At 71.6% G+C, this 24,612-nt stretch carries 16 protein-coding genes; 5 read left to right on the top strand and 11 right to left on the bottom strand.

What is annotated here, in order from left to right; genetic code table 11:
• Positions 1-58: 58 nt before the first annotated feature.
• Positions 59-1,243 carry a type III polyketide synthase gene (locus tag AB0N16_RS28240; RefSeq protein WP_365801417.1) on the bottom strand — a complete coding sequence of 395 codons (1,185 nt, stop codon included), beginning with the start codon at positions 1,241-1,243 and terminating at the stop codon, positions 59-61.
• A 488-nt stretch (positions 1,244-1,731) separates the two neighbouring features.
• Here AB0N16_RS28240 and nhaA point away from each other — a divergent pair, with 488 nt between their 5' ends.
• The 4 genes from nhaA to AB0N16_RS28220 all read left to right on the top strand — a co-directional run bounded on the left by nhaA (position 1,732) and on the right by AB0N16_RS28220 (position 7,536).
• Positions 1,732-3,642 (top strand): Na+/H+ antiporter NhaA, encoded by a 1,911-nt coding sequence (gene nhaA / locus AB0N16_RS28235; RefSeq protein ID WP_365801415.1) that lies wholly within the window; start codon positions 1,732-1,734, stop codon positions 3,640-3,642.
• 177 nt (positions 3,643-3,819) lie between these two features.
• Positions 3,820-5,424 (top strand): adenosine deaminase, encoded by a 1,605-nt coding sequence (locus tag AB0N16_RS28230; protein WP_365801413.1) that lies wholly within the window; start codon positions 3,820-3,822, stop codon positions 5,422-5,424.
• Between the two features lie 204 nt (positions 5,425-5,628).
• Complete coding sequence (gene secY, locus AB0N16_RS28225; protein ID WP_365801411.1) at positions 5,629-6,942, top strand: preprotein translocase subunit SecY; 1,314 nt, start codon at positions 5,629-5,631, stop codon at positions 6,940-6,942.
• 132 nt (positions 6,943-7,074) lie between these two features.
• Positions 7,075-7,536, top strand: coding sequence for a GreA/GreB family elongation factor (locus AB0N16_RS28220; protein ID WP_365801409.1), 462 nt, complete (start codon positions 7,075-7,077; stop codon positions 7,534-7,536).
• 60 nt (positions 7,537-7,596) lie between these two features.
• Here AB0N16_RS28220 and AB0N16_RS28215 read toward each other — a convergent pair whose 3' ends face one another.
• The 10 genes from AB0N16_RS28215 to AB0N16_RS28170 all read right to left on the bottom strand — a co-directional run bounded on the left by AB0N16_RS28215 (position 7,597) and on the right by AB0N16_RS28170 (position 23,204).
• The gene (locus AB0N16_RS28215) at positions 7,597-8,091 is read right to left on the bottom strand and encodes a DUF3566 domain-containing protein (protein WP_365801407.1); all 495 of its coding nucleotides are present in this window, start codon (positions 8,089-8,091) and stop codon (positions 7,597-7,599) included.
• An 858-nt stretch (positions 8,092-8,949) separates the two neighbouring features.
• Positions 8,950-10,620 carry a cellulase family glycosylhydrolase gene (locus AB0N16_RS28210; RefSeq protein ID WP_365801405.1) on the bottom strand — a complete coding sequence of 557 codons (1,671 nt, stop codon included), beginning with the start codon at positions 10,618-10,620 and terminating at the stop codon, positions 8,950-8,952.
• A 158-nt stretch (positions 10,621-10,778) separates the two neighbouring features.
• Positions 10,779-12,839, bottom strand: a complete 2,061-nt coding sequence (locus AB0N16_RS28205) for a discoidin domain-containing protein (protein WP_365801403.1) — start codon at positions 12,837-12,839, stop codon at positions 10,779-10,781.
• Positions 12,840-13,323: 484 nt separating this feature from the next.
• Complete coding sequence (locus AB0N16_RS28200) at positions 13,324-14,802, bottom strand: glutamate--cysteine ligase (RefSeq protein ID WP_365801401.1); 1,479 nt, start codon at positions 14,800-14,802, stop codon at positions 13,324-13,326.
• Between the two features lie 538 nt (positions 14,803-15,340).
• Positions 15,341-16,009 (bottom strand): TetR family transcriptional regulator C-terminal domain-containing protein, encoded by a 669-nt coding sequence (locus tag AB0N16_RS28195; protein WP_365801399.1) that lies wholly within the window; start codon positions 16,007-16,009, stop codon positions 15,341-15,343.
• Positions 16,006-18,015, bottom strand: coding sequence for a CocE/NonD family hydrolase (locus AB0N16_RS28190; protein ID WP_365801397.1), 2,010 nt, complete (start codon positions 18,013-18,015; stop codon positions 16,006-16,008). Before AB0N16_RS28190 ends, AB0N16_RS28195 begins: the two co-directional genes overlap by 4 nt.
• Complete coding sequence (locus AB0N16_RS28185; RefSeq protein ID WP_365801395.1) at positions 18,012-19,766, bottom strand: ABC transporter ATP-binding protein; 1,755 nt, start codon at positions 19,764-19,766, stop codon at positions 18,012-18,014. The genes AB0N16_RS28190 and AB0N16_RS28185 overlap by 4 nt, the downstream gene beginning before the upstream one ends.
• A complete protein-coding gene (locus tag AB0N16_RS28180; RefSeq protein WP_365801393.1) occupies positions 19,766-20,665 on the bottom strand; it encodes an ABC transporter permease in 900 nt (299 codons plus the stop codon). The genes AB0N16_RS28185 and AB0N16_RS28180 overlap by 1 nt, the downstream gene beginning before the upstream one ends.
• A complete protein-coding gene (locus tag AB0N16_RS28175; protein ID WP_365801391.1) occupies positions 20,662-21,618 on the bottom strand; it encodes an ABC transporter permease in 957 nt (318 codons plus the stop codon). The genes AB0N16_RS28180 and AB0N16_RS28175 overlap by 4 nt, the downstream gene beginning before the upstream one ends.
• A 2-nt stretch (positions 21,619-21,620) precedes the next feature.
• On the bottom strand, positions 21,621-23,204 hold the full coding sequence (locus AB0N16_RS28170; protein ID WP_365801389.1) for an ABC transporter substrate-binding protein: 1,584 nt from the start codon (positions 23,202-23,204) through the stop codon (positions 21,621-21,623).
• Positions 23,205-23,726: 522 nt separating this feature from the next.
• On the opposite strand from AB0N16_RS28170, the gene AB0N16_RS28165 reads away from it, so the two are divergent.
• Positions 23,727-24,608: a class I SAM-dependent methyltransferase gene (locus tag AB0N16_RS28165; RefSeq protein WP_365801385.1), complete on the top strand. Its 882-nt coding sequence runs from the start codon at positions 23,727-23,729 to the stop codon at positions 24,606-24,608.
• The last annotated feature ends 4 nt before the right edge of the window (positions 24,609-24,612 follow it).

Genomic DNA, 24,612 nt, shown 5'->3' with positions numbered 1-24,612 from the left:
GCCTCGTACTGGCCGCCACCCCTCCTTCCCGTCCTTCCCGTCCTTCCCGTCCTTCCCGCTACAGCCACTCCCCTTCCAGGGCGGTGGCGGTGAGGCCCGGTGCCGCCGCGTACAGGACGGCGCGGCTGCCCGACTTCTGCCCGGCGTCGTACGCCCGCCGCATGATGTCGAACACGGCGGCACCTCCGCGGTTGCCGCTGGTGTAGCTGTCCCGGCTGTACTCCAGCAGTCCCGACGGCCACGCGTCGGGCATCGTCTGCTCCATGTACTCCAGCACCCGGGTCCCGCCGGGGTGCGCGAGCAGCACGTCGGGGTGCCAGGAGTCGGGGTCGTCCCGGTAACGGAGGCGCAGCCACTCCCACATCGCGGTGACCGTCTCCTGCACGGCGCGCGGTCCACGCCGGTCCATCACGAAGTGAGTGCCGTCCGCCCGCGTGTCCAGGCGGTGCAGGTCCTGGGTGCCCGGCAGGGTGTGGTGCCAGGCGGCGTCCAGCCGTAGCACCGATTCGCTCCTCGGGCGGCCCGTGACCACCGCGGCGACCGCGGTGTCCGCGAACAGCAGCCGGACGATCAGGGACTCAAGAGTGTCGTCCGCGGGCTGGTAGGTGGTGCTCAGCGCCTCCGAGATCACGACCAGGACCACCCGGTCAGGGTCCGCGGCCACCAGATCCGCCGCCAGCGCCAGGGAGCGGGTTCCCGCGATGCAGGCCCACTGTGTGGCCGGCAGCAGCATCACGTCGTTGCGCAGCGAAAGCCTGTTGGCCAGGGCGATGTCCAGCCCCGGCAACGCGGGGGTGGTGGAGTGACTGGTGATCAGGCAGTCGACGTCCGCGGCGTCCAGCCCGGCGATCTGCAGGGCTCCGCGCGCGGCATGCTCCCCGTAGGACCGCACCGCCTCCCAGGCCGGCGCGGTGCGCTCCTGGACGGTCTGCGGCGCGGGTATCGCCTCGAGTGCGGCGATCACGCGATCCACGTCCTCCTGGGTGAACCCTTCGCGCGCCAAAGCCTCTTGGGCCGGCGCACTTCCGACAGCCTGCAGGCCACCGCCCTTGCCGGGCGCGACGGCGGCCTCCAGCGGCAGCATCCATCCGCGGGTCTCGATGCCCGTGCTGGCCGCGATGCCGTCGATCCGCGGCGTCCACGCGGCATGCGGATGCCGGTCGCGCACCTCCGCCACGATCTGGCTGGTTTCCACAGCGTGCTCGCCGTGTATCACGGCAGGAGGACAGAGGTAAGCGGCCATGGTGAAGCACCTTCCGGAAGAAAAGGGGTAAATGTCACGAAAGCCGTGTCATGGGTCACTTTTGGACTTCGCGCCCAAGAGGCTGACGATGGGCTCCACTTCGGGAGCCGGTTGCCGCTTCGAGCATGGACGCCAAAGGGACATTTCCGCTGTGATGCAGACAACTCAGACCGCATGTGTCTGCCGTGACAAGTCACACACCTCTGGGCCAGGGACGCCCGGAACGGTTCCGGGCGCCTTACCTGACGTGCCGTCAACAGAACCGTCCGGCAGGCCGCCGCAGGCGGACGGGCGCACCGGCGCCGGCCGGTCCGGCTCACACGACGGCGCCGTTCCGGTACGCGGTACGGTCGAAGCCGGTGGCGCTGTGGCAGCAGCAGCCCGTGGCGTCCGGTGCCGGGAGACCGGCTGGTCCGATGAGGGCACCGGGCCGGGGGTGAAGTCGCGCGATGCATGTGCGGCTGTTCGGCTGCGGTGATAATCGGCACGTGAGCGGCGATGAGTCCACTGAGGCGTCCCAAGGACTGGCCACGCAGAGCAAGACGCGCTGGCGTTCCTTCGTACAGACCGAGACAGGCAGTGCCGTCCTGCTCCTCGGCGCAGTGGCCGTCGCGCTGTTGTGGGCCAACATCGACATGCACTCGTACGAGGCCGTGTGGCAGGCGCACTTCACGATCGGCTTCGACACGAAGCACCTGTCGCTGACCCTGCACGAGTGGATCAACGCCGGGCTGATGAGCCTGTTCTTCTTCGTCGTCGGACTCGAGGCTCGGCATGAGTTCGACATGGGGGAACTGCGTGACCGGCGCTGGGTGCTGCTGAGTGCGGTGGCCGGCCTGGGCAGCATGGTCGTTCCGGCGCTGATCTACTTCGCGTTCAACGCGGGCCGGGACTCGGTGCACGGCTGGGGTACGGCGATGTCGACGGACACCGCTTTCGCGCTGGGCATCCTGGCCGTACTCGGGTCGCGACTGCCGGCTTCCCTGCGGGCGTTCATCCTGTCCATCTCGGTCGTCGACGACCTGGTCGCGCTGCTGGTGATCGCGGTCTTCTACAGCGACGACATCCACCTGCCCGCGCTGCTGGTGGCCGTGGGCACGCTGCTGGTCATCACGCTGCTGCGGATGGCACGGGTCCGTAAGGGGCGGTACTGCGCCGTGCTGTCGCTGGTGGTCTGGGTGGCACTGCACGAGGCCGGGGTGGACCCGGTCGTGACCGGACTCGCCGTCGGCGCGCTGGTCGTCGCCTACCCGGCACCGCGCGAGGATCTGGAGCAGGCCAGCCGTCTCTTCCGCCTGTTCCGGGAACAGCCCACACCCGAGTTGCAGCGCTCGGCCGTACTGGGCCTGACCGCGGCGATCTCCCCCAACGAGCGGCTGGAACAGAAGTTCCTGCCATGGGTGAGCTTCGGCATCGTGCCGCTGTTCGCGCTGGCGAACGCCGGCATCGAACTGAGCGGCGGGAAACTCGCCGAGGCGTTCACCTCGCCGATCACGCTGGGCATCGTGTGCGGCTGTGTGGTGGGCAAGATGATCGGGCTCGTCGGGTCCATGGCAGCCGCACGACTGCTGTCGGGCGGGAGGCTACGGCCCGGCGTCGGCTGGGGCTCGGTCACCGCCGGCGGAGCGATCGCCGGGGCGGCCTTCACGGTGTCCCTGCTGATCGCCTCACTGGCCTTCGAGGGCGAGGAACTGGACCAGGCGCGCATCGGCATCCTCGCCACCCTGGTCGGCGCCTTCGCGGTGAGCTGGGCGGTCACCGGGGTGATGAACCTGCTGCCGCCCGCCCGCCGGGCCCGGGCGCTGCTGGGCAACGCCGATCCGCTGACCGACCTCGCGGTAGCCGTCGACGCGCGCCATGACCGTATCCGCGGACCCGAACGGGCAGCGGTCACGCTGGTGGAGTACGGCGACTTCGAATGCCCGTACTGCGGCCAGGCCGAGGCGGTGGTGCGGGAGTTGCTGGGCAGCGACACAGACGTCCGCTACGTGTGGAGGCACCTTCCCCTGACCGATGTCCATCCGCACGCGCAACTGGCCGCGGAAGCCTCGGAAGCCGCCGCTCGCCAGGGGCGGTTCTGGGAGATGCACGACCTCCTGCTGGAACGGCAGGACGCTCTCCAGGCACGCGACCTGCTGCGCTACGCACAAGAACTCGGGCTGGACATGGAGCGGTTCCGGCAGGACCTGGAGCGGCACCGTGGCGCCCCCCGGGTGGCGGAGGACATGGACTCCGCGGACCTCAGCAGCGTCTCCGGTACGCCCACCTTCTTCATCAACGGCCGACGCCACCACGGTGCCTACGACATCCAGACACTGGCGGCGGCCGTCGACTACGCCCGGCAGCGGGCGCTGGCGGAGCATGCGATCGTCAGCCGGCCGAAACCGGCTACCGGCTGAGCGGCCTGTGCGCACCCGTACGGCGCGGGCGGCCTGAGCGGGCGGCCTGAGCGGGCGGCCTGGAGCGGTCGGCCTGGAGCGGGCGGGCCGGTCGCGGCTGCGCCCGCGTGGGTGACTCCGCCGTGCTCACCGCGCGGCAGCCGGGATCCGCCGGGATGATGTGATGATCATCCTGATGTGACGACCCCTGACGGCCCCCGGGCCGCGCACCCCGCACGCCGCACGGCGCTCTCCGCCGGACTCGGCGCCCTGTCCCTGCTCTGCCTCGCGTCCCTGCCGGCGGCGCCGCCCGCGGCCGCGCACACCGGGGCGGTCCCAGGCGTGCCCCGGCCGACGACGGCCGCGGAGGCGCGTACGGCCGCGTATCTGGAGTCGATCCGCAACGACCCCAGGCTGCTGCACGGCTTCTTCCGGCACCTGCCCAAGGGCGGCGACCTGCACAACCACCTCTCCGGGGCGGTCAGGACCGAGTACCTGATCGAGCTGGCCGCTGAGGACGGGCTGTGTATCGGCACGGCCACGCTGGCCGCTGTGGTACCGCCGTGCGGCCCCGGCACCCGCCCGGCCGCCGACGCCCGCACCGACCGCGACTTCCATGACGCGATCGTGCGCACCTGGTCGATGCAGGATTTCCCGCCGGACCAGAACGGTCACGACCATTTCTTCGACACGTTCAACAAGTTCGGCGAGGTGCCCTGGCGTCATCGCGGAAAGCTGCTCGCCCAGGTCGCCGACACGGACGCGGCGCAGAACCAGTTCTACCTGGAAACCATGATCACCCCGGCCTCCGACGGCACCAGGCAGCTGGCCGCCGAGGTCGGCTGGGACCCCGACCTGGCCGAGCTGCACGCCAGGCTCGTGGCCGGCGGCAGGCTCGACAAGGTCGTGGCCGACGCCCGCAAGGAAGCCGACGACGGTGACGCCGAGTTCCGTACGGCCGCCCGCTGCGGCACCAGCCGTCCCCGCCCCGGCTGTGCGCTGACCGTGCGCTGGATCTCCCAGGTCAACCGCGGCAGTTCGGCGGAGCGCGTCTTCACGCAGTTGGCCCTCGGCATGCGGCTCGCCGAGCGCGACTCGCGGTTCGTCGCCGTCAACCTCGTCCAGCCCGAGGACTGGGACAGCTCGCTGGCCGGCTACAGCCTGCAGATGCGCATGCTCAACTACCTGCGCACCGTCTACCCCCACGCCCATGTCACCCTGCACGCGGGCGAGTTGTGGCCCGGGCTGGTCAAGCCCGAGGACCTCAAGTTCCACATCGAGGAAGCCGTGAACGTCGCCGGCACCGAACGGGTCGGTCACGGCGTCGACCTGGTCCACGAGGACGACTGGCAGCAGACGGCCCGTACGATGGCCGCCCGCCAGATCGCCGTCGAGGTGCCGTTCACCAGCAACGCCCAGATCCTCGGCGTGCGCGGCGCCGAACACCCCTTCACCACCTACCGTTCCTACGGCGTACCGGTCGTCCTGGCTACCGACGACCCCGGTGTCTCCCGCGTCGACGTCACCCACGAGTACCAGTACGCCGCCCAGACCTACGGCCTGACCTACCCCGAGCTCAAGGACCTGGCCCGAGCGTCCCTCGAGTACGCGTTCCTCCCCGGCCGGAGCCTGTGGCGGGGCAACCCCACCCGCGACGGCTACCGCCCCACGGCCGCCTGCACCGGACAGTTGCCCGGCAGCGGCCGTACCCCGAGCGCGGAGTGCCGCCGGCTCGTCGCCGGCAGCCCGAAGGCCGGCGTCCAATGGCGGCAGGAGGCTGCCTACGCCTCCTTCGAAAGGTGAGTCACCACGCCCCCGGGCGGATGCGCACCCCGCGGGTGTGCGCCCATATGCCGCAAATTCCGTTGAACAGGTGTCGGGCGACACATGGGGAGTCATTCATGTGGGGCCCGAACCGTTCAGGACGGCGGCACCAGCTGTCGTACCGATGTCCTGTCGTCATCGCCGACCCCGACGGCCCATGCGCGAAGGGTTGCAGGAGAGACCGTGCTCACCGCGTTCGTCAATGCCTTCAAGACGCCTGACCTGCGTAAGAAGCTGCTCTTCACGCTGGGCATGATCGTGCTCTACCGGGTCGGTACCCACGTCCCGATCCCCGGCGTCAACTACCAGGCCGTCCAGACGTGCGTGAACGAGGCCTCCGGCAACCAGGGCCTGTTCGGACTGGTCAATCTCTTCAGCGGGGGCGCGCTGCTCCAGATCACGATCTTCGCGCTCGGCATCCTGCCGTACATCACGGCCAGCATCATCCTCCAGCTGCTGACCGTGGTCATCCCGCGTCTGGAAGCCCTGAAGAAGGAGGGCCAGGCGGGCACGACGAGGATCACCCAGTACACCCGGTACCTGACGGTGGCCCTCGCCGTCCTGCAGGGCACCGGCCTGGTGGCCACCGCCCGCAGCGGCGCCCTCTTCTCCGGCTGCTCGGTCGCCTCCAGCATCGTGCCGGACCAGTCGATCTTCACCACCGTCACGATGGTGATCTGCATGACCGCCGGCACGGCCACGGTCATGTGGCTCGGTGAGCTGATCACCGACCGCGGCATCGGCAACGGCATGTCGATCCTGATGTTCATCTCGATCGCCGCTTCCTTCCCGTCCGCGCTGTGGGCCATCAAGAAGCAGGGCACCCTGGCGGGCGGCTGGATCGAGTTCGGCGCCGTGATCCTCGTCGGCCTGGCCATGGTCGGCCTGGTCGTCTTCGTCGAGCAGGCCCAGCGCCGGATCCCGGTCCAGTACGCCAAGCGCATGATCGGCCGCCGGTCCTACGGCGGCACCGCGACCTACATCCCCGTGAAGGTGAACCAGGCAGGCGTGATCCCGGTCATCTTCGCCTCCTCGCTGCTCTCCATCCCGGCCCTGGTCGCACAGTTCTCGGGCGGCGACTCCGTGTGGAAACGGTGGATCACGCAGAACCTGACCAAGGGCGACCACCCGATCTACATCGCCCTGTACTTCCTGCTCATCGTGTTCTTCGCGTTCTTCTACGTCTCCATCTCCTTCAACCCGGAGGATGTCGCGGACAACATGAAGCAGTACGGCGGCTTCATCCCGGGCATCCGGGCCGGGCGGCCGACCGCGACGTACCTGTCGTACGTGCTCAACCGGATCACCTGGCCGGGTTCGCTGTATCTGGGGGTGATCGCCCTCGTCCCCACCATCGCCCTGGTCGGGTTCGGTGCGAGCCAGAACTTCCCGTTCGGCGGCACCAGCATCCTGATCATCGTGGGTGTCGGCCTGGAGACCGTGAAGCAGATCGAGAGCCAGCTCCAGCAGCGCAACTACGAGGGCTTCCTCCGCTGACCCGGGCGCCGGAGGCCCGCGGCTTGACGGAGCCATGGTGACGGACATATCGGTAATATCAGTGCAGTGCGTTATCCGTACCCCGACTTCGGTCGTTCCGTCGCCGAAGGATCCGTCACCGAAGGAGCGGACATGGGTGAGCCTGAACCGATCAGCGCCGAGGGTCGTCGCGCGCTGGAGCAGCAGCTTGCCGATCTCCACACCGAGCGGCAGGGCGTCGCCGCCACGCTGCGCGGCGACGATTCCCCCGGCGACCACGCGGACGAGGCCGACGAGTTGCAGCGGGCCGACGACCTCCGGCGCCTGGACGCCCGCATCGAGGACATCACGCTGCGGCTGCACCAGGCGGCGGTCGCCGGACCGGCCCCCGCGGGCGTGGTCGGTGTCGGCAGCACCGTCACGGTGCGGTTCACGGACGGCGGGGTGCAGAGCGTCGAGATCGGTGAGATCGCCTCCGCCACGGACGAGAACCTGGTGACGCAGGACAGTCCGCTGGGGCGCGCGCTGCTGGGACACCGTGTCGGCGACACCGTCAGCTTCGAGACGCCCCAGGGATCCGCGAACGCCACCGTGGTGTCGCTGGGCGGCGCCTAGGCCGAGACAACGTCCGCCTCCGGAGGCGGACGGTCCTGAGCAGGGCCCGTGACAGGGTGGTCACTCCTCTTGGCCGGCGTCCGGCCGGACCGGGGCCGCCTGCTCGCCCGGTGCGGTCGGTTTCCCGCCCCGCAGGGAGCCGTACCTGGCGGACAGGTGCCGCACCGCGCCGGTGGCCCAGGCCGGGGTGCGGGCGCGCAGGTAGCGGCGGGCGCGGATGCCGGCGCGCTCCATGGCCAACTGGGCGTTGACGCCCGCCTCGGTGGGGCCGAGATCGTCGGTGAGGGAGATTTCGAGGCCGCCGTTGTACGGGGCGGTCAGGTTGTACAGGAAGGTGGTCAGGGCTGCCAGACACGAGCCCAGGACGACTTCGAGGATGATGACGGTGAACGCGACGGTCAGGAAGGTGCTCAGCCGGGGCAGGGCGTCCGGCGCGAGGATCGCGGCCAGGCCCCAGGCGGCGGCCGAGGTGACGACGGTGAGGACGCCGAGACCACCGAGGAGCAGGAAGCTCATCACCGTCACGGACCAGGGTTCTGCCTCCGATATGCGCATGCGCAGCGTCCGCGGCCGGGGCGAAGGGCCCTGTGCGGGGCGGTGGTCCGGGAGCGTGTCGCACGCGGTCGGGCGGCCTGCCGCATCGGGCAAGGACGCGTCGGGCAGGGACGTGTCCGGCGAGGACGTGTCAGGCCGTGAGCCGAGTGCCCGGACGGGCCGGGACGCGCGCTTGTCCGCAGCCGGGCCGCCCGGCGCCGCCTCATTCTGAGCGGCGGTCGTCGCCGCGGTCTCGCCGCGACCAGGAGCGCCGGCGTGCTCCGGCGGCACTCGCCCGCCGCGGTGTGCCGGGACAGCGGGGGGAGCCCCTTCGTCGGCGTCCTCACCGTGTGCCGCGGGCCCCGGCTCGTCGACGGACCGGGTCTTCCTCGTGGTGCGGACGGTGCCGTTGGGCCCCGGTGCGGCCCGCTTGCGGGAGGTGTTGCGGGACCTGCGCTTGGCGCGACTCATGCGTGTCTCCCTGAGTGGCCTGGCAGTCTCGCAGGGGCTCTTCCCGCGTCGAACGGGCCTCCGTCGACCGCCCGGCGGCCTGTGGGGGCCTGCTGGTCGTTGCCTTCGACGGTATGGGCTCCCGTGGGACCTTGCATTCCTGGCGACGCACCCGGGGGTACCGGCGGCCGGCCGGTTTTGCCGGGCGCCTCTCCACGCACACGGGCGACACCGAATCCGACGTTGCGTGCCGCGTCGGCGACGCTCATGCCGCCGGCATACGGGGTCGGGGTCGGACCTCGCGGCCGCCTCGCAGGCACCCTCTTCTCATCCGCTGCCGGACGCTCCGGAGGGGCGTAGGCCTGGCCGTGGTGGGCAGGAGGGCCGGCCGGCGAGGTGTGCGTCCCACCGTCTCGCCGGCCGGCGTGTTCACCTCGTCGCGCAGCCGGAGCCGTTGAGGGTGAAGACGGTCGGGGCGGTGTTGGTGGCGCCCTTGTTCGCCAGGAAGCCGGCGGTCACCGAGCCGCCGACGGGGATGGTGGTGGTGTAGGAGGCGGGCGTGACGGTCACCGCGGCACCGGTCTGCTGGGGCGTGCCGCCCCACATGCTGGTGACGGTCTGGCCGTCGGTGAAGGCGAAACCGAGCCGCCAGCCGTTGATCGCGGTGGTGCCGCCGTTTCCGATGGTCAACTCGCCCTGGAATCCCCCGGGCCACTCCCCCACGACGCGGTAACCGACCGAGCAGGAGAGGTCGGCGCCCTTGGCGGTGGTGACGTTCACCGTGGCCGAGCGGGCCGAGCGGTTGCCGGCGGCGTCACGGGCGTAGACGGCGAAGGTGTACGCGGTCTCGGCGGCCAGGCCCGTCACGGTGACGGTGTCGGTGGTGGAGGCGGCGACCGTGGTCTCGGTGGCACCGCTGACGCGGACGACGTCGTAGCCGGTGACGCCCACGTTGTCGGTGGCGGCGGGCCAGGTGAGGGTGGCGGAGGTGGCCGTGACCGCGGAGGCGTTCGGGGTGCCGGGGGCGGTCGGCGCCTGGGTGTCCGGGCTGCCGCCCCCGAAGACGCTCGCCTCCTTCGCGGTCTGGGCGATGCCGTTGACACCGTTGAAGACGCGCCGGCCCCACGAACTGAGCTGATTTTGGTCGAAGCCGAGGGCGAGGTCGAGGATCGGGTCGGTGTTGCCGCTCCAGGACCAGGCCAGGTACCCGAGCCTCAGCTGCTGGGCCGCGGCCATCATGGTGTCCTCGTCGGGGTCGCCGTACTGGTCGGCGGGGCCGCCGAACTCACCGATCAGGAGGGGCAGTCCGGCGTCGACGAAGGCGTTGAGATAGTCGGTGATCTCCTGCGCGGTGTCGAAGACGCTGTACATGTGGATGGAGAAGATCAGGTTGCCGGTGGGGTCGGCGGCGTAGACGGACCGGGCGTTGGCGCGCATGACGCCCTGCCAGTCCTGGCCCCAGTTGGGCGCGTCGACCATGAGGGTGTGGGCTAGTCCGGCGTTGCGCAGCTTCTTGACGGCCGCGATGGTCGGGGCGGTCCAGCCGTCGGGGGCGGTGTTGCCCCAGGGCTCGTTGCCGACGTTGATGACGACGTAGTTCTCCTGTCCGGCGAGCACGTCCTTCAGGCCGATCCAGTAGTCGGCGGCCTCGTCGAGCGTGCCGGCCGCGCTGTCCTCGCCGTAGCCGGTGGTGTCGTGCACCTCCAGGACGCAGAGGAGCCGGTTCGCCTTGCACTGTGCGACGACGTTCGCCACGTCGGAGGCGCTGTTCGCCGCCCAGCGGTGGCCGTCGGCGAGCACCACGCGGACGGTGTTGGCGCCCAGCGCCTTGATGTCGGCGAGGGACTGCTCGGTGCGGCCCGGGTACCAGGTGTGCGCGGCGTTGACGCCCCGCATGACGAAGTCGCTGCCGTTGCCCTCGACCAGCCGGCCGGCACTGATGTGCAGACCGGTGGCCTGCACCCCGGGTGACTGGGCACGGGCGGCGGCGGGGGAAGCGGTGCCCGCGAGGACGAGCCCCAGGAGGGTCGCCAGGGCGGCCAGCAGGCGGGGTAAGGGGTGCTCTCGTGACGTGCTTGTCGTGCTTCTTGTTCTTCTCACTGCGGCTCCAGGAAGTGAGCGCCAAGAAACTCAGGCAGCGGACGGATAATGTGGGAGCGCTCCCATGAACCCACTTCGGCGAGTACACGTCAAGCCGTGCGGCCGGGCCGTCGGCACCGTTGTGCCGACGGCATGCGTGCGGGCCCGGCAGCCTCGCCTCAGGCGCTGTGGACCCCGACCTCGTACAGCGAGTACCCCCAGTCGGTGCCGCGTGTGAGGCCGTGGACCCGGACATAGCGGGCCGGGGTTCCGGTGAACCGGGCCGTGTCCAGGCCGCCGTCGCCGGAGGTGGTGGACCAGGCGGTCCCCCAGTTCGTGCCGTCTGTGGAGAGCTCGATGCGGTACGACCTGCCGTAGGCGCGCTCCCAGTCCAGCGTCACCCGGGAGACCAGGTGTGTGGAGCCCAGGTCGACCTGCCACCACTGGTCGTCGCTCCAGTCGGCGGCCCAGCGCGTGGAGTCGTCGCCGTCGACGGCACGGTCCGGCCGGTAACTGGTGAACGGGTTCCACTCGGACGAACTGGCGCTCGCCTGGCGTCCCTTGGCGAGGTTCACCGTGGCCTGGTGCTGTTCCGTGGCCCGCCAGGTGCCGAGGTAGGACTCGGCGCCCCGGAACAGGTCGTTCACCACGTCCTGGCCGCCCACCTGCCGGATGTCCTCGATCCAGTCGGGGATCATGCCGGCATGGGCCGCACCGTCCGTGTTGATGTCGAAGGTGCGCTCGCCGGAGGTCTGCCGGTCGATGACGGAGCCGCCGTCGACGCTCTTGAAGGGGTACGTGACCTTGTTCGGGATGTCCGCGCCGCGCGGGGCGGGGTGGTCGCCGACGCCGTTGAAGTCAGTGCCGAAGCCGTAGCCCACGCCGTACTTGTCGCGCAGCGCGTCGGTGCGCGCCGCCTCCGCGACGAACCCCTCGGAGCCGTGCATGTACTGGGCTACGAAGCCGCCGAGGGAATAGACCCGCTCGGTCCAGTTCAGGTCCATCCAGCTGTGCGAGGAGATCACGCCGGGGTAGGACTCCGATTCGAGGATGTCCAGCGCCTGGCCGACGGCCTTGACGCCCATGTGGTCGATCTCCAGCATCATCTTGCGCTTCATCATGCCGCGCACCGCGTACTCGCCGAGCTCGGTGAGACCGCGCTTGTTGCACTGGGCGTCCGCGTCGTACGACGGGACGGTCACGCCCGCCGGCAGGTCCGCCTCCGCCGCGGACGACGCGCTCCCGATGGGGTTGTCGTGCTGCGGGCCGGTGCACTTCTCGGTCCCCCAGAAGGTGCCGGTCGACAGGAACTGGCCGACGTTGATGGCCGTCCCGAGGCCGCCCGAGTCGAAGCGGACGCCGCACAGCGCGTTGTCGAACTTGTGGCACAGGAACATGGAGCGGACGCCGAGCGCGTACAGCTCGTCGAGTCCCTTGTCGATGTCGGCCTTGCCGCACTGCGGGATGTCGAGGATCTGCTTGCAGCCGAAGGGTTCGGAGGTCTCGACGCCCAGGACGACGGCGAGTTTGCCCTGCTGGACGACCTCACGCGCCTGCGTGCTGTCGGTGACGATCCGGAACCAGCCCTTACCGGTGCCGCCGTACATCCTGTCGATGTACGCCTGGAGGTCGTACGTCATCCTCGCCTGCAGCCGGATCGACGTCATCTCGTCGCAACCACGGTCCTTGAACGGGTAGATCGAGCAGATCATGCCGTTGGTCACGAGGTCGTTGACGAGCACGCGCTGCCCACCGCGCCAGGCCCGCTCCACCCAGGCGTAGTAGTCGGCCTGATGGGTCATCGAGTCGTACGCGGGCCAGTCCTTGAACGTCGGCCAGCCGACCGGGTCGTGCTTCCCGTCGCCGCCGTGGGTGATGTAGTCGAAGAGCGCGAGCGATCCGTCGGGGTAGTGCTCGGGGCAGTCCTTCAGGGCGGCGGCGACACCGGCCTCGGAGAAGACCTTGCCGCAGATCAGCCGGCCGCCGAAGGCCTCGTTGCCGAACAGGTGGTTGTGCGCGTCGACGAACCCGCGTACCTCGCCCGTGGAGGTGGTGCCGGTGAACGGCTCGCCGGTGACGTCGATCCGGACGTCCGGGGCGGGCCGTGCGGTCGGCGTCCACCAGTCGTTGCCGGCGGCCGAACTCGGGGTGGGCCCGAGGGCCACGCTCAGCACCAGGAGCAGCAACGACAGCAGGGTGACGTTTCTGCGTCTGCGGTACGAGCGTCGAGTCTGCGTCACGGGCCACGTCCCTCGGTCGGCGGAAAGGCGCGGTTGGCCAACCCTTGAAGTTGTCATGACCCGCGCAATGCCTGGGACGAGGATCCGGTTGTGTGCCTACCGAGTCAAGGGGCCGGAACGCTTGACCTGATCACTCAACAGTGCTGCTCCCGGGCCCGGTCACCCGGCACGGGGACACGCTTCCCGGCGACGTGCTCGCAGTCGGCCGGGGCGTTGTAGGCGCCGGGGCGTTGTAGGCGCCGGGGTGTTGTAGGCGCCGGGGTGTTGTTGGCGTGGGCGGAGGAACGGCGCCGAACGAGCCGTCGCGCAGGTGTCTCAGCGCCGGGTCCGGCGACCACGCGTCGGCGGCGGCTCCGCCGCCGGGCAGCAGCAGGGGGTACGGCGCGGGGGCCACGGCGGGGCCCTGCCGCCGGACCAGGGGCCGCCGTCGAGGCGCGGGCGGGTGCGGGGAACTCCGGGCCGCCCTCTCAGCGCGTTGCGGCGCTCACTCCACGGGCCATGTGTGGGCCGCCGCGTTCAGGTGCATGTAGTCCATGTACGTGGTGGTCATCCGCCGCAGCGCCTCGCCGCGGTCGCAGGTGCCGGTCCGCTCCAGGTGGTGGACCGTCTCCGCCTGCCACAGGGCCCCGTTGCGGGCGTTCACGCAGCGCTGCTCGATGATGCCCAGCATCGGCTCACGCCAGGAGGAGTCCAGGCCGGCCAGCTCCAGGCCCCGGTGCGCCAGCGGCAGCAGGCGCCTCAGCACCAGCTCCGTGACCGGTACCTCGCCCACCCCCGGCCAGTACAGGCGGGCGTCGATGCCGTCGCGGGCCGCCGCGTGCAGGTTCTCCTCGGCGACCGCGAAGGACATCCGTGACCACACCGGACGGTCCTCGTCCACGAGGGCGCGCGTCAGGCCGTAGTAGAAGGCGCCGTTGGCGATGGTGTCGGCCACGGTGGGGCCGGCCGGCAGGACGCGGTTCTCGATGCGTAGGTGCGGCCCGCTGTCGGTGACGGCGTAGACGGGGCGGTTCCAGCGGTAGATCGTGCCGTTGTGCAGCGTGAGTTCCCCGAGCTGTGGCACACCGTCGGCGTCGAGGACCTGCCGCGGGTCCTCGTCGTCGCACAGGGGCAGGAGCGCCGGGAAGTAGCGCACGTTCTCCTCGAACAGGTCGAAGACACTGGTGATCCACCGCTCTCCGAACCACACCCGCGGCCGTACCCCCTGGGCCTTGATCTCCTCGGGGCGGGTATCGGTCGCCTGCTCGAACAAGGGGATGCGGGTCTCGCGCCACAGTTCCCTGCCGAAGAGGAAGGGCGAGTTGGCGGCGAGGGCGATCTGCACGCCCGCGATCGCCTGGGCCGCGTTCCAGTAGTCCGCGAAGTCCTTGGGGGCCACCTGGAGATGGAACTGGGTGCTGGTGCAGGCCGCCTCGGGGGTGATGGCGTCGGCGTACATCGAAAGGCGCTCCACGCCCTCGAGGCCGATCCGCAGGTCCTCGCCGCGCGCCGCGAAGATCTGCTCGTTCAGCAGCCGGTAGCGCGGATCACCGGACAGGGACTTCTCACCCACGTCCGGCTCGCCCAGCGTCGGCAGGATGCCGATCATGATCAGGTGGGCGCCGACCGTCGCGGCACGGTCCTCGGCATGGTTGAGGGCGTCGCGGATCGTCTGCTCCCAGGCACCGGGGCCGCCGGAGGTCAGCTCCCGGGGCGGGATGTCGATCTCCAGGTTGAAGCGGCCCAGCTCGCTCGACCAGGCGGGGTCGGCGATCGCCCGCAACACCTCGGTGTTCCGCATCGCCGGCAGCCCGTCGTCGTCCACCAGGTTGAGCTCGATCTCCATGCCCACCTGGAGGCGCTCGCTCTCGAAGCCCGACCCGCGCAGCATCTCCGCCAGTACGTCGAGACAGGTGTGCATCTTCTCGCGGTACCGGCGCCGGTCGTCCCGCGTGAACACCCGGGCCGGCACATCACGTCCCATCGGGCCCTCCCGAGTCCCCTCGGCGGATGCCTGTCGGTCCCAGCGTCGCACCTCCCGGGCGTCCCGGACACTCGTCGAGCCGCCGGGTCACGAGCTGCGCCCGGCAGGGCTGCGCAGCGTGACCGGCCGCGCCTTCCCGCTTTTAGCCCAGGCATGCCAAAACATCGTGGTTCGGCTGTTCCGAGGCGGTCACAGGTGCGGCGGGGACACCGGCCTCCGTGGTCGGTCCCCGTCGCCGGTGGCGTGGCGGTCGCCGGGTGTGCGGACGAGGGGCCCCGATGGCCGTCGAGGCTCATGCCGGGCCGCCGGACGTCGTCGGCGGCCTGTCGCGCCGCCTCGGGGTGGACGGTCCCGTGGCGGCGGGACCTCTGGCCGTCGTTCTCCACGGGCTCGACCTGAACGGCGCCCGGCGGCCCGACCGGCCGTGCCCGGACGCCGTCCGCCCGGTCCCGTACCGGCGCCTTGGGGGAGCGGTCCGGAGCACGACCCGACTGCCGTCGACACCTGCTCGACAGGGCGGTGCACACGACCGTGCACGTCAGTCGCGGTCCGGGCGGACGGCGAGTTCGGTCTCCACCAGCCGGTTCAGATGCCGGCGGGCGTCCTGGGTGCTGAGCGGCGGCGTCTGGCGCAGCCGCTGGAGGGCGAGGCCGTCGGCGAGGGCGGCGAAGCGGACGGTGAACCCGTCGAGGTCGTCGACGGCGAACTCCCCGTCCGCGACACCCCGTTCGACCAGCGCACGGATCTGCTGGTGCCAGGCCGTGTAGCGCTGGGCCTGGCCACGGGTGAACGCCTCGTCGGTGTCCGGGTCACCGGCGTTCCAGTAGTCGAACCACATCCGCCAGTGCCGGTCGGTGTCCTCGGTGAAGAGCGCGTCGACGAGCAGGCGCAGCGCCTCGGCACCACTGCCGGCCTGCTCGGCGGCCTCGCTGAGCGCCGTGTAGTACCGCTCGATGTGCAGCACCATGGCCTCGGACAGGATCTCCTGGACGCTGCCGAAGTGATAGGTGACCGTCCCGACGGAGACCCCGGCCGCCGCCGCCACGTCCCGGACGCCCACCGAGGCGTAGCCGCGCTCCGCGATCAGCGGAACGGCCGCCTCGACGATCAGCCGGCGGCGGACCTCGGTGGGCTGACGGGTGCGGTCGGCGGCGGCGACGGCACGGCGCGGGGTCTTCGCGGAGCGCTGCGGCTTGGCGGCGGTCATCCGGACGTCCTCGCGCTGGTGTGGTGCCAGGAGCGCTTGGCCACTGTCTCTCCGTTCGCCCGTGCCTCGATACGGCTGTCCATGACGAAGTCCGCGGCCGTGGCGCGCAACTCCGTACGCGTCATGATCTCAGCGTCGTAGTCGTCGCCGCGCCGCAGCCGGATCCGCCACTGGGACACGGCGCTCGCCGACAGCGGGTCGGCGCCGCGGATGCGGTACGTCTCGAGTGCGCTCTCCTCGTAGCGGAGTCCGTCCGGATACGTCCGTGATCCGCCGTAGTTGGGGTCGACCTCCAGGGTCCACTCGCCCGCCGCCACGTCGTGCGTGACGAGCCGTTCGGGCCGCGGCTCGGCGGGCCGGTCGTAGCTGACCGGCAGCGGTGACGCCTGTTCCGGCTCCTCGAAGAGGATCGGCGGTTCCTCGACGGCCGCCCGCACGGGCAGGAGCAGGGCGCTGTCCCCGGGTACGACCCGCAGCTCGCCGCGCTCACCGTGCGGCCACACCCACGGCCAGTACGCGTCGGACACGGCGACCCGGACCCGGTGGCCGGGCGGGAAGGCGTAACCGATGCCGGTGAGGTCCACCTCGACGTCCTCGTAGGTCCCCGGGGTCCACTCGACCGCCCGGTCGCGACCGTACCTGCTCAGCAGGTTGAGCACTCCCCGGGTGACCAGCGTCGAGGAGCCGTCGGGAGCGACGTCACACAGCCGGACGATCACGTGGGCGCGTGGGGTGGCGCTGTCCAGGCGCAGCCGGACGCGCGGCCGGCCGAGGATCTCGACGCGCTCGGCGAGGGGTGCGGAGTCGAAGTACACCGAACGGCCGTCCTCCTCGCGCTGGTCGGGCGGCAGGTCGCTCGCGTTGCCGAAGGGGAAGAACCGGCCGGCGTCCAGGCCGGTGTGGAGTGGGGAACGGACCAGGACCGGGGTACGGCAGTCGGGGGCGAGGGCGCGCTCGCTCCATGTCACCTGCGGGGAGGGCCAGTTGCTCTCGCCCACCCAGCGGCCCGGCATCGTGTCGTACGAAGTGGCGGGCGGGACCGGGTCGTTGATCCAGGCGCGCAGCAGCGGTTCGCGCAGTACGCCGGTGTCGGTGTCCTTGAGGTGCTGGTCCCACCAGCGCAGGGTCTCCTGGAGGAAACCGATCGCCGGGCCCGGCGGCAGCCCGCGGTCCGGGTACTGGTGGGACCAGGGGCCGATCAGGCCGCGCACCCGGTCGGCCGGGAGGTGCTCGACCAGGCGCAGCACGGTGTCGCGGTAGGGGTCGTGCCAGCCGCCGACCGCCAGGACGGCGGCGTCGATGGCGGTGTAGTCCTCGCAGACGCTGCCGTGCCGCCAGTAGGCGTCGCGCTCCTGGTGGTCGAGCCAGGTGTGCAGGAAGGGCTGGAGAGCGTCGAGGCGTTCGCGCCACATGGGCAGCCAGCGGTCGGTGCCGACGCTCGCCGGGTCCGGGGGGCGGGAGGCGAAGGCGAGCATGGTGCCGGCCCAGGCGACCATGTCGATGCCGAGGACGGCGCCGCCGGTGTAGTGGACGTCGTTGTCGTAGCGGTCGTCGGTGGAGCAGACGGTGACGACCGCCTTGAGCGGCTCGGGGGCGAGGGCCGCTATCTGGAGGGCGTTGAAGCCGCCCCAGGAGATGCCGAACATGCCGACCTTGCCGGTGCACCAGGGTTGCGCGGCAAGCCAGTTGACGACGTCGACGCCGTCCGCGAGTTCCTGGGCGTCGTACTCGTCGCCGGGGGTGCCCTCGCTGTCGCCGTGGCCTCGGATGTCGACCCGTACGGAGGCGTAGCCGTGGCCGGCGTACCAGGGGTGGCGCTGGGCGTCGCGGGGCGCGGTCCAGTCGCTCTTGCGGTACGGGAGGTATTCGAGCAGCGCGGGCACCGGGTCGGACCCGGCGTCCGCGGGCCGCCAGATGCGCGCGTGCAGCCGGGTGGCGCCGTCCCGGGTGGGGATCCAGACGTCCTCGCGGACGACCTGGCGCTCGAACTGGTCGCGGTACTTCACGAAACTCCTTCGGCCACGGGGGCGTCGACGGGCTGCCAGCGGCGGATCCGATGGCCGTCGCCGAGGTCCGTCCAGGTGTCGTCCGCCTCGGCGGCGTCCGCCCAGTCGGGGGCCTCGCCGGTCAGGGGCGGTGCGTCGGGGTCGGGTTCGAGGGCGGCCGCCATCAGCCGGCGGGTGTAGGGGTGGCCGGGTGCGTCGAAGACGGCTTCCGTGGGGCCTTCCTCGACGACGACTCCGTGCCGCAGTACGACGACGCGGTCGGCGATGCCGCGTACCACGGCGAGGTCGTGGCTGATGAACAGGCAGGCCAGGTCGCGTTCGCGGCGCAGGTCGTCGAGGAGGCGCAGCACCTCGGCCTGGACGGAGACGTCCAGGGCGGTGGTGATCTCGTCGGCGATCAGGACGTCCGGTTCGCCGGCCAGCGCCCGTGCGATGCCGATGCGCTGGCGCTGTCCGCCGGAGAGCTGGGCGGGCAGCCGGTCGGCGAGGGCCGGGTCCAGGCGTACGTCGGCGATGAGCCGGCGAGCCTGTTCGGCGGTCTCGGTGCGACCGGTCGCGGTGCCGAAGAACCGCAGCGGGCGGCGCACGGCGTCGCCGACGGAGCGGCGGGGGTTGAGGGAGGTGTCGGCGTTCTGGAAGACCAGCTGGACCCGGCGCCGCAGCGACAGCGGCCGCTGGGGCGCGGGGCGGGCCAGGTCCCCGGCCTCGTGCGTCATGGTGCCGCCGGAGGGGGTGCGCAGGCCCGCCAGGGTCCAGGCCAGGGTGGACTTGCCGCTGCCCGACTCGCCGACGAGGGCGAGGACCTCGCCGCGGCGGACGTCGAAGGAGACCCCGTGCACGGCGCGGGTGCTGCCGTAGTCGATGGTGACGTCGTCGGCGGCGACCGCGACCGGTGAGCCGTCCGGGACCACGGCCTTGGCGCGGACCGTCCGTTCCCCTTCCTCGTCCACGACCGCGAGACCGGCGTCGTCCAGCCGCGGCACGCTCGCCAGCAGCCGCTTCGTGTACGGGTCCTGGGGCGCGGCGAACAGCCGCCGGGTGGCCGCGGACTCCACCACGCGGCCGGTCTTGAGGACGCACACCTCGTCGGCCAGGTGGGCGACGACGCCGAGGTCGTGGCTCACCAGGACGGCGGCCAGGCCGAGTTCGTCGCGCAGCGCGGCGATCAGGTCCAGGACGCTGCGCTGGGTGATGACGTCCAGGCCGGTGGTCGGCTCGTCGAGGACCAGGACCTTGGGGCGGGCGGCGACGGCCATGGCGATGGCGACGCGCTGCTGCTGGCCGCCGGACAGCTCGTGCGGGTAGCGGCGGGCGAGTTCGGCGGGGCGGGGCAGCCGGACCTGCTCGAGCAGGTCGACGACCGGTATGTGCCCACCGGCCTCCTCGATCTGGCGCCCGATCCGCATGGTCGGGGTCAGCGCCTGCCCGGCGTTCTGGGCGACCATGGCGACGGTCCCGCCGCGCAGCCGCCGCAACCGCGGTGCGGGCAGGGCGAACACGTCCTGTCCGTCGACGTGGACGCCGCCGCCGGTGATCCGGGAGCCGTGCCGCAGATGGCCGAGGAGGGTGGCGGCGACCGTGGACTTGCCGCTGCCGGACTCGCCGACGAGGGCGAGGGTCCGGCCCGGCGCCACCTCGAGGGACACCTCGTGCACGACCGGGACGTCGCGGCCGCCCGAACGGTAGGCCACGGAGAGCGAGTCGACGGAGACGACCGAGGTGACGGGGCCGGCGGAGACGACAGAGGTCATCAGGAACCCTCCCTGATGCGGTCCACGCCCCACGCCTTGGAGAGGCCGTCGGCCGCGAGGTTGAGCCCGACCACGAGGGTGGCCAGGGCGAAGATCGGTGCGAGGCTCGCCATCGGGACGACGGTGATGGCGGTGCGGTTCTCGGCGACCATCAACCCCCAGTCGGGGGTCGGCGGGTCGGCGCCGAAGCCGAGGAAGGACAGCGAGGAGATCAGCAGCACCACCCAGGAGGCGCGCATCGCGAACTCCACGCAGACCACGTCGGTGATGTTCGGCAGGACCTCGCGGCGCAGGATCGCCCAGGTGCTCTCGCCGCGGGCGCGGGCGGCGGTGACGTAGTCCATGGGGACGACGGCCAGCGCGGCGCCGCGCACCACGCGGACGACCTGGGGGACGTAGACGACGGCGATGGCGAGGACGATCACGGCGGGCCCGGTGCCGAGCGCGGTGACGACGACGAGCAGGGCGAGGATCGACGGCACGGACAGGATCGCGTCGAGGACCCGGCCTAGCAGGTCGTCGAACCAGCCGCCGCGCAGGGCGGCCGCGCAGCCGATCACGGTGCCGAGGGCGACGGTGATCAGGGTGGCGGCGACGGAGACGCCGAGCGCGTACCGGCCGCCGTACAGCACCCGGGCCAGGACGTCGCGGCCGTACTGGTCGGTGCCCGCCCAGTGCTCCCAGCTCGAGCCGAGCAGGGCGTGCGAGGCGTCGTTGGCGATGGGGTCGTAGGAGGTGAGGAGCGGGGCGAGCAGTGCCACCAGGATGTGCACGGCGACGACGGCCAGGCCCACCAGGGCGGTGCGGGAGGAGCGCAGGCCGCGCCAGGCGCGGACGGCGGAGCGGGGGGCGGCCGGAGCGGTGGCCGGGGTGGCCGGGGTGGTGTCGAGCGTGGTCATCGGGTCCTCCCTCGGGTGCGGAGCCTGGGGTTGAGGGCCATGGCGCCGAGGTCGGCGGCGAGGTTGCAGACGACGTAGATCACGGCGCTGACGAGGGCGATGGCCTGGATGACGGGCAGGTCGCGGTTCTGCACGGAGGAGAGCATCAGCTTTCCGATGCCGGGGTAGTTGAAGACGTTCTCGACGACGGCGACTCCGCCCGCGAGCCAGGCGACGTTGAGGGCGATCACGTGCAGGGTGGGCAGCAGTGCGCTGGGGAGTGCGTGCCGGGTGACGACCCGCCAGGTGGACAGGCCCTTGAGGCGGGCGGTGGTGACGTACTCGCCGGCCAGCACGTCGATGACGGAGGTACGGGCCATCCGCACGATGTAGGCGGCCATGACGACGGCGAGCGCGAGCGCGGGCAGCCACACGGCGGGCAGGAGCCGGCCGACGCTCGCCTCGGGACCGTAGAGGACGACCGCGGGGAACCAGGGCAGCGCGACGGAGAAGCACAGCACCAGCACGGTGGCGACCACGAACTCGGGGACGCTCATGCCGACCAGGCTGACGGTGGAGATGAGGTGGTCGGGCCAGCGGTCCCGGTACAGGCCGGCGAGGACGCCCAGGAAGAGGGAGCCGGTCACCGCGAACAGGATCGTGACGAGGGCGATGAGCGCGGAGTTGCCGAGGTACTGGGCGACTTCGCCGCCGACGCCCTTCCCGGAGACGAGCGAGGTGCCGAAGTCGCCGTGCAGGGCGCCCCCGACCCAGTCGAGGTAGCGCTCCCAGGCGGGCCGGTCGAGGCCGAGCTGGTCGCGGAGGGCGGCGACGGCGTCCGGGGTGGCGTCCTTGCCGAGGATCTGGGTGGCCACGTCGCCGGGCAGCGCCTGGACGGCGAGGAAGACGAGGACCGAGGAGAGGAACAGCGTGCCGACGGCCGAGGCCAGTCGGCGCAGGATGAACGACAGCATGCTCAGGCCCCCTTCACGCCGATGTTGAGGTAGTCGAACTCGAAGCCGTGCTCGGCGTAGCCGCGGACCTTGCGGGAGATGCCGACCAGCCGGTCGGCGAACATCGGGGTCATCGCCCCGCCCCGCTCGATGACCAGGCGCTGCGCCTCGCCGTACAGTTCACGGCGCTCGGTGTCGTCGGTCTCGGCGCGGGCCCGGTCCAGGACGGTGTCGAACTCCTTGTCGGACCAGGCGGTCTCGTTGTAGGAGGAGCCGCTGCGGAAGATCTGGGTGAAGAGCTGGTCGACGGGCCGCCCGGTGAACCAGTAGGTGGCCATCAGCGGCTTCTTCATCCAGATCTGCGTGTAGTAGGAGTCCGCGGCGGCCGTCTTGACCCGGACCCGGATGCCGGCACGCTTGGCGGAGTCCTGGTAGGCGAGGGCCATCGGCGTGAACAGCGGGTCGTAGGACGAGGTGTAGAGGTCGACGGCCAGGCCTTCGTGGCCGGCCTGCTTGAGGAGATGGCGGGCCTGCTCGGGGTCGTGCGCGGGGTGCGCGGCGATGTGGGCGGGGTCGGTGGGCGGTACGGGGTTGTCCCAGCCGGCGCTGCCCGCGCCCTGGAGCGCGACCTTCACGACGTGCTCCGGGTCGTAGGCGAGCTTCATGGCCTGCCGGACCCGTACGTCGGTGAAGGGCTTCTCGGTGGTGAGCATCGGCAGCACGTACCACTGCGCGTCCTTCACCCGGGCGATGGTGGCCCGGTCGGAGGCGGCGACGACGCGTGCGGTGGCGAAGTCGAGGTTGGTCTGGGACAGCAGGTCCACCTGACCGGCGAGCAGGGCGCCCGAGCGGGCGGACATGTCGGCGACCGAGTAGAAGGCGATCGCGTCGAGGACCGGGCGGCCGGCCCAGTGGTCCCGGTACGCGGTGACCCGGCCGGGGCCCGCCGGGGTGAAGGACTCCAGCTTGAAGGGGCCGGTGCCGATGCCGGTGCGGCCGATGCCCTGGGCGCTGCCGTCCGGGACGACATAGCAGTTGTAGTGCGTCAGCAGGCTCGGGAACTCGGCGTTCGGGGTCTTCAGCGGGACGACGAGGGTGTGGGCGTCGGGGGTGCGCAGCGTGCCCGGGTCGACGAGCGGGGCGAGGACGGCGGCCTGGGGTGAGGCGGTCGCCTTGGCGAGGATGTGCCGCAGCGTGTAGGCGGCGTCGGCGGAGGTGAAGGCACGTCCGTCGTGGAAGGTGACGCCCTTGCGGAGCCTGAAGGTCCAGGTGCGTGCCTTGGCGTCGGGCTCCCACGACTCGGCGAGGTCGGGTGCGAGTTCGCCGTCCGCGCCGACGCGGATCAGCCGGTTGTACAGGGCGCCGAGATATTCGTACGCCGACAGGGAACTGGCCGGATCGAGGGTCTCGGCGTCGGAGGCCGGGGGCCGGGCGATGCGCAGGGTGCCGCCCGCGTCGGGGGTGCCCTTCAGAGCGGCAGCCGTCAGGTCGGGGGCGGCGGCTGCCCCCGTACAGCCGGTGAGCAGCCAGGACGCGCCGAGCGAGGCCGCGCCTGCCATGCCGGCGGCGAGCACCGAGCGACGCCCCGGCAGGTGGATGTCGGACATGGACCGACCGTCTCTCTCGCTATTCGTTCACTGGAACGATTGAGTGAAGTTCGTGAACGATAACCAGGAGCCGACTTCCAGCCAACCCTTCGGACGCGGAAATTAACCTCGCGAAACCGATCGGTAACGAGATCGCGCGAGGCGGGGGCCTTGCAGACGGCGCGGCCACCCGGCGCGGTCGGGGCGCGTCGTGCGGGCCGGCGCCTAGTGCCGCGACCGGAAGGGTTCACCGGCTCGCGACGCCCGGCACGGCACCTCGCCGCGGTGTCGCACCAACCGAGTACATCCAGCGAGTACATCCGGTACGCGGGTGATGCTCCGCCTTGCGATGCACCGCACCGGACGCCGCGAGCTTCCCGGCAACCCTTTCCGGTCACAGCACTAGACGTCTTCGGACGACGGGATCGCCGGGCACGGGCGCGCCGCCGACTCGCGCTCGCCCCGCCGGGCACGGACTTTGCCGTCCGCCGCCTTCGGACGCCAAGTGAGGGGCGCGGTGGGGGTGGTGTTGAATACGGCTCCATGAGCGAGAGCGGGCGTGCGGCGAGCCGGACGGCGGTCCTGGTCTGCCAGGGACGGGCGGCGGCGGACGGGAGGATCGCCGCGGGCCGGTTCGCGGATCCGGTGGCGGTACGGCTGCTGCGCGCCGCGGAGCGCGCGCCCGTGGACGAGGTACGCGCGGGCACGGTGCCGGAGGGCTGGCAGGCGCGCGTCACGTACGAGAGTGTGCGGGCGTGCGCCGAGGTGGTCGCGCCGCGGACGGTCGCGATCGACGGGGCCCTGCGCGCCCGCCCGACCGGCCAGCTCGTGATCCTCGGCGCCGGCCTGGACACCCGCGCGTGGCGGCTGCCCGAGCTCGCGCGGACGGATGTGTGGGAGGTCGACCATCCGGCCTCCCAGCAGGACAAACGCGCCCGCCTCGCCGTCGCCGAGGAATTGCCGGCCGCCGCCCGTTCCGTACAGTTCACGCCGGTCGATCTCGCTGTCGATGATCTCGGTGCGGTGCTGGATGCGGCCGGGCACGACCCGTCCGCCCTGACGACATGGCTGTGGGAGGGCGTCGTGCCCTACCTCACCCGCGACGAGGTCCGGGCCACGGTCGCCGCGCTCGCCGCCCGGTCGGCCCCGGGCAGCACGCTCGTCGTCAACTACCAGGCGCCGTCGGCACGGGCGTCCGTGGGGCGGCTGCTGGCACGCCTGCTCGGCAGTTCCGTGACGTCGGGCGAACCGTGGCGTTCACTGTGGCGGCCGCGGCGGATGGCCGCGCTGCTGGCGGAGTTCGGCCTGCGGGTGGTGTCGGACGACGATCTCCTCGCGCTCGCGCACACCTTGGGCAGCCCGGCGCAGCGGCGGTCGTCCCTGCGGTCCGGTCGCGTGGCGGTCGCGGAGTACCACCGCGGGTGAGCCC

Source organism: Streptomyces sp. NPDC051105, assembly GCF_040682795.1.
GTDB lineage: Bacteria > Actinomycetota > Actinomycetes > Streptomycetales > Streptomycetaceae > Streptomyces.
The sequence above is the reverse complement of the archived record's forward strand: the minus strand, read 5'-3'. Positions and strand labels throughout refer to the sequence as shown.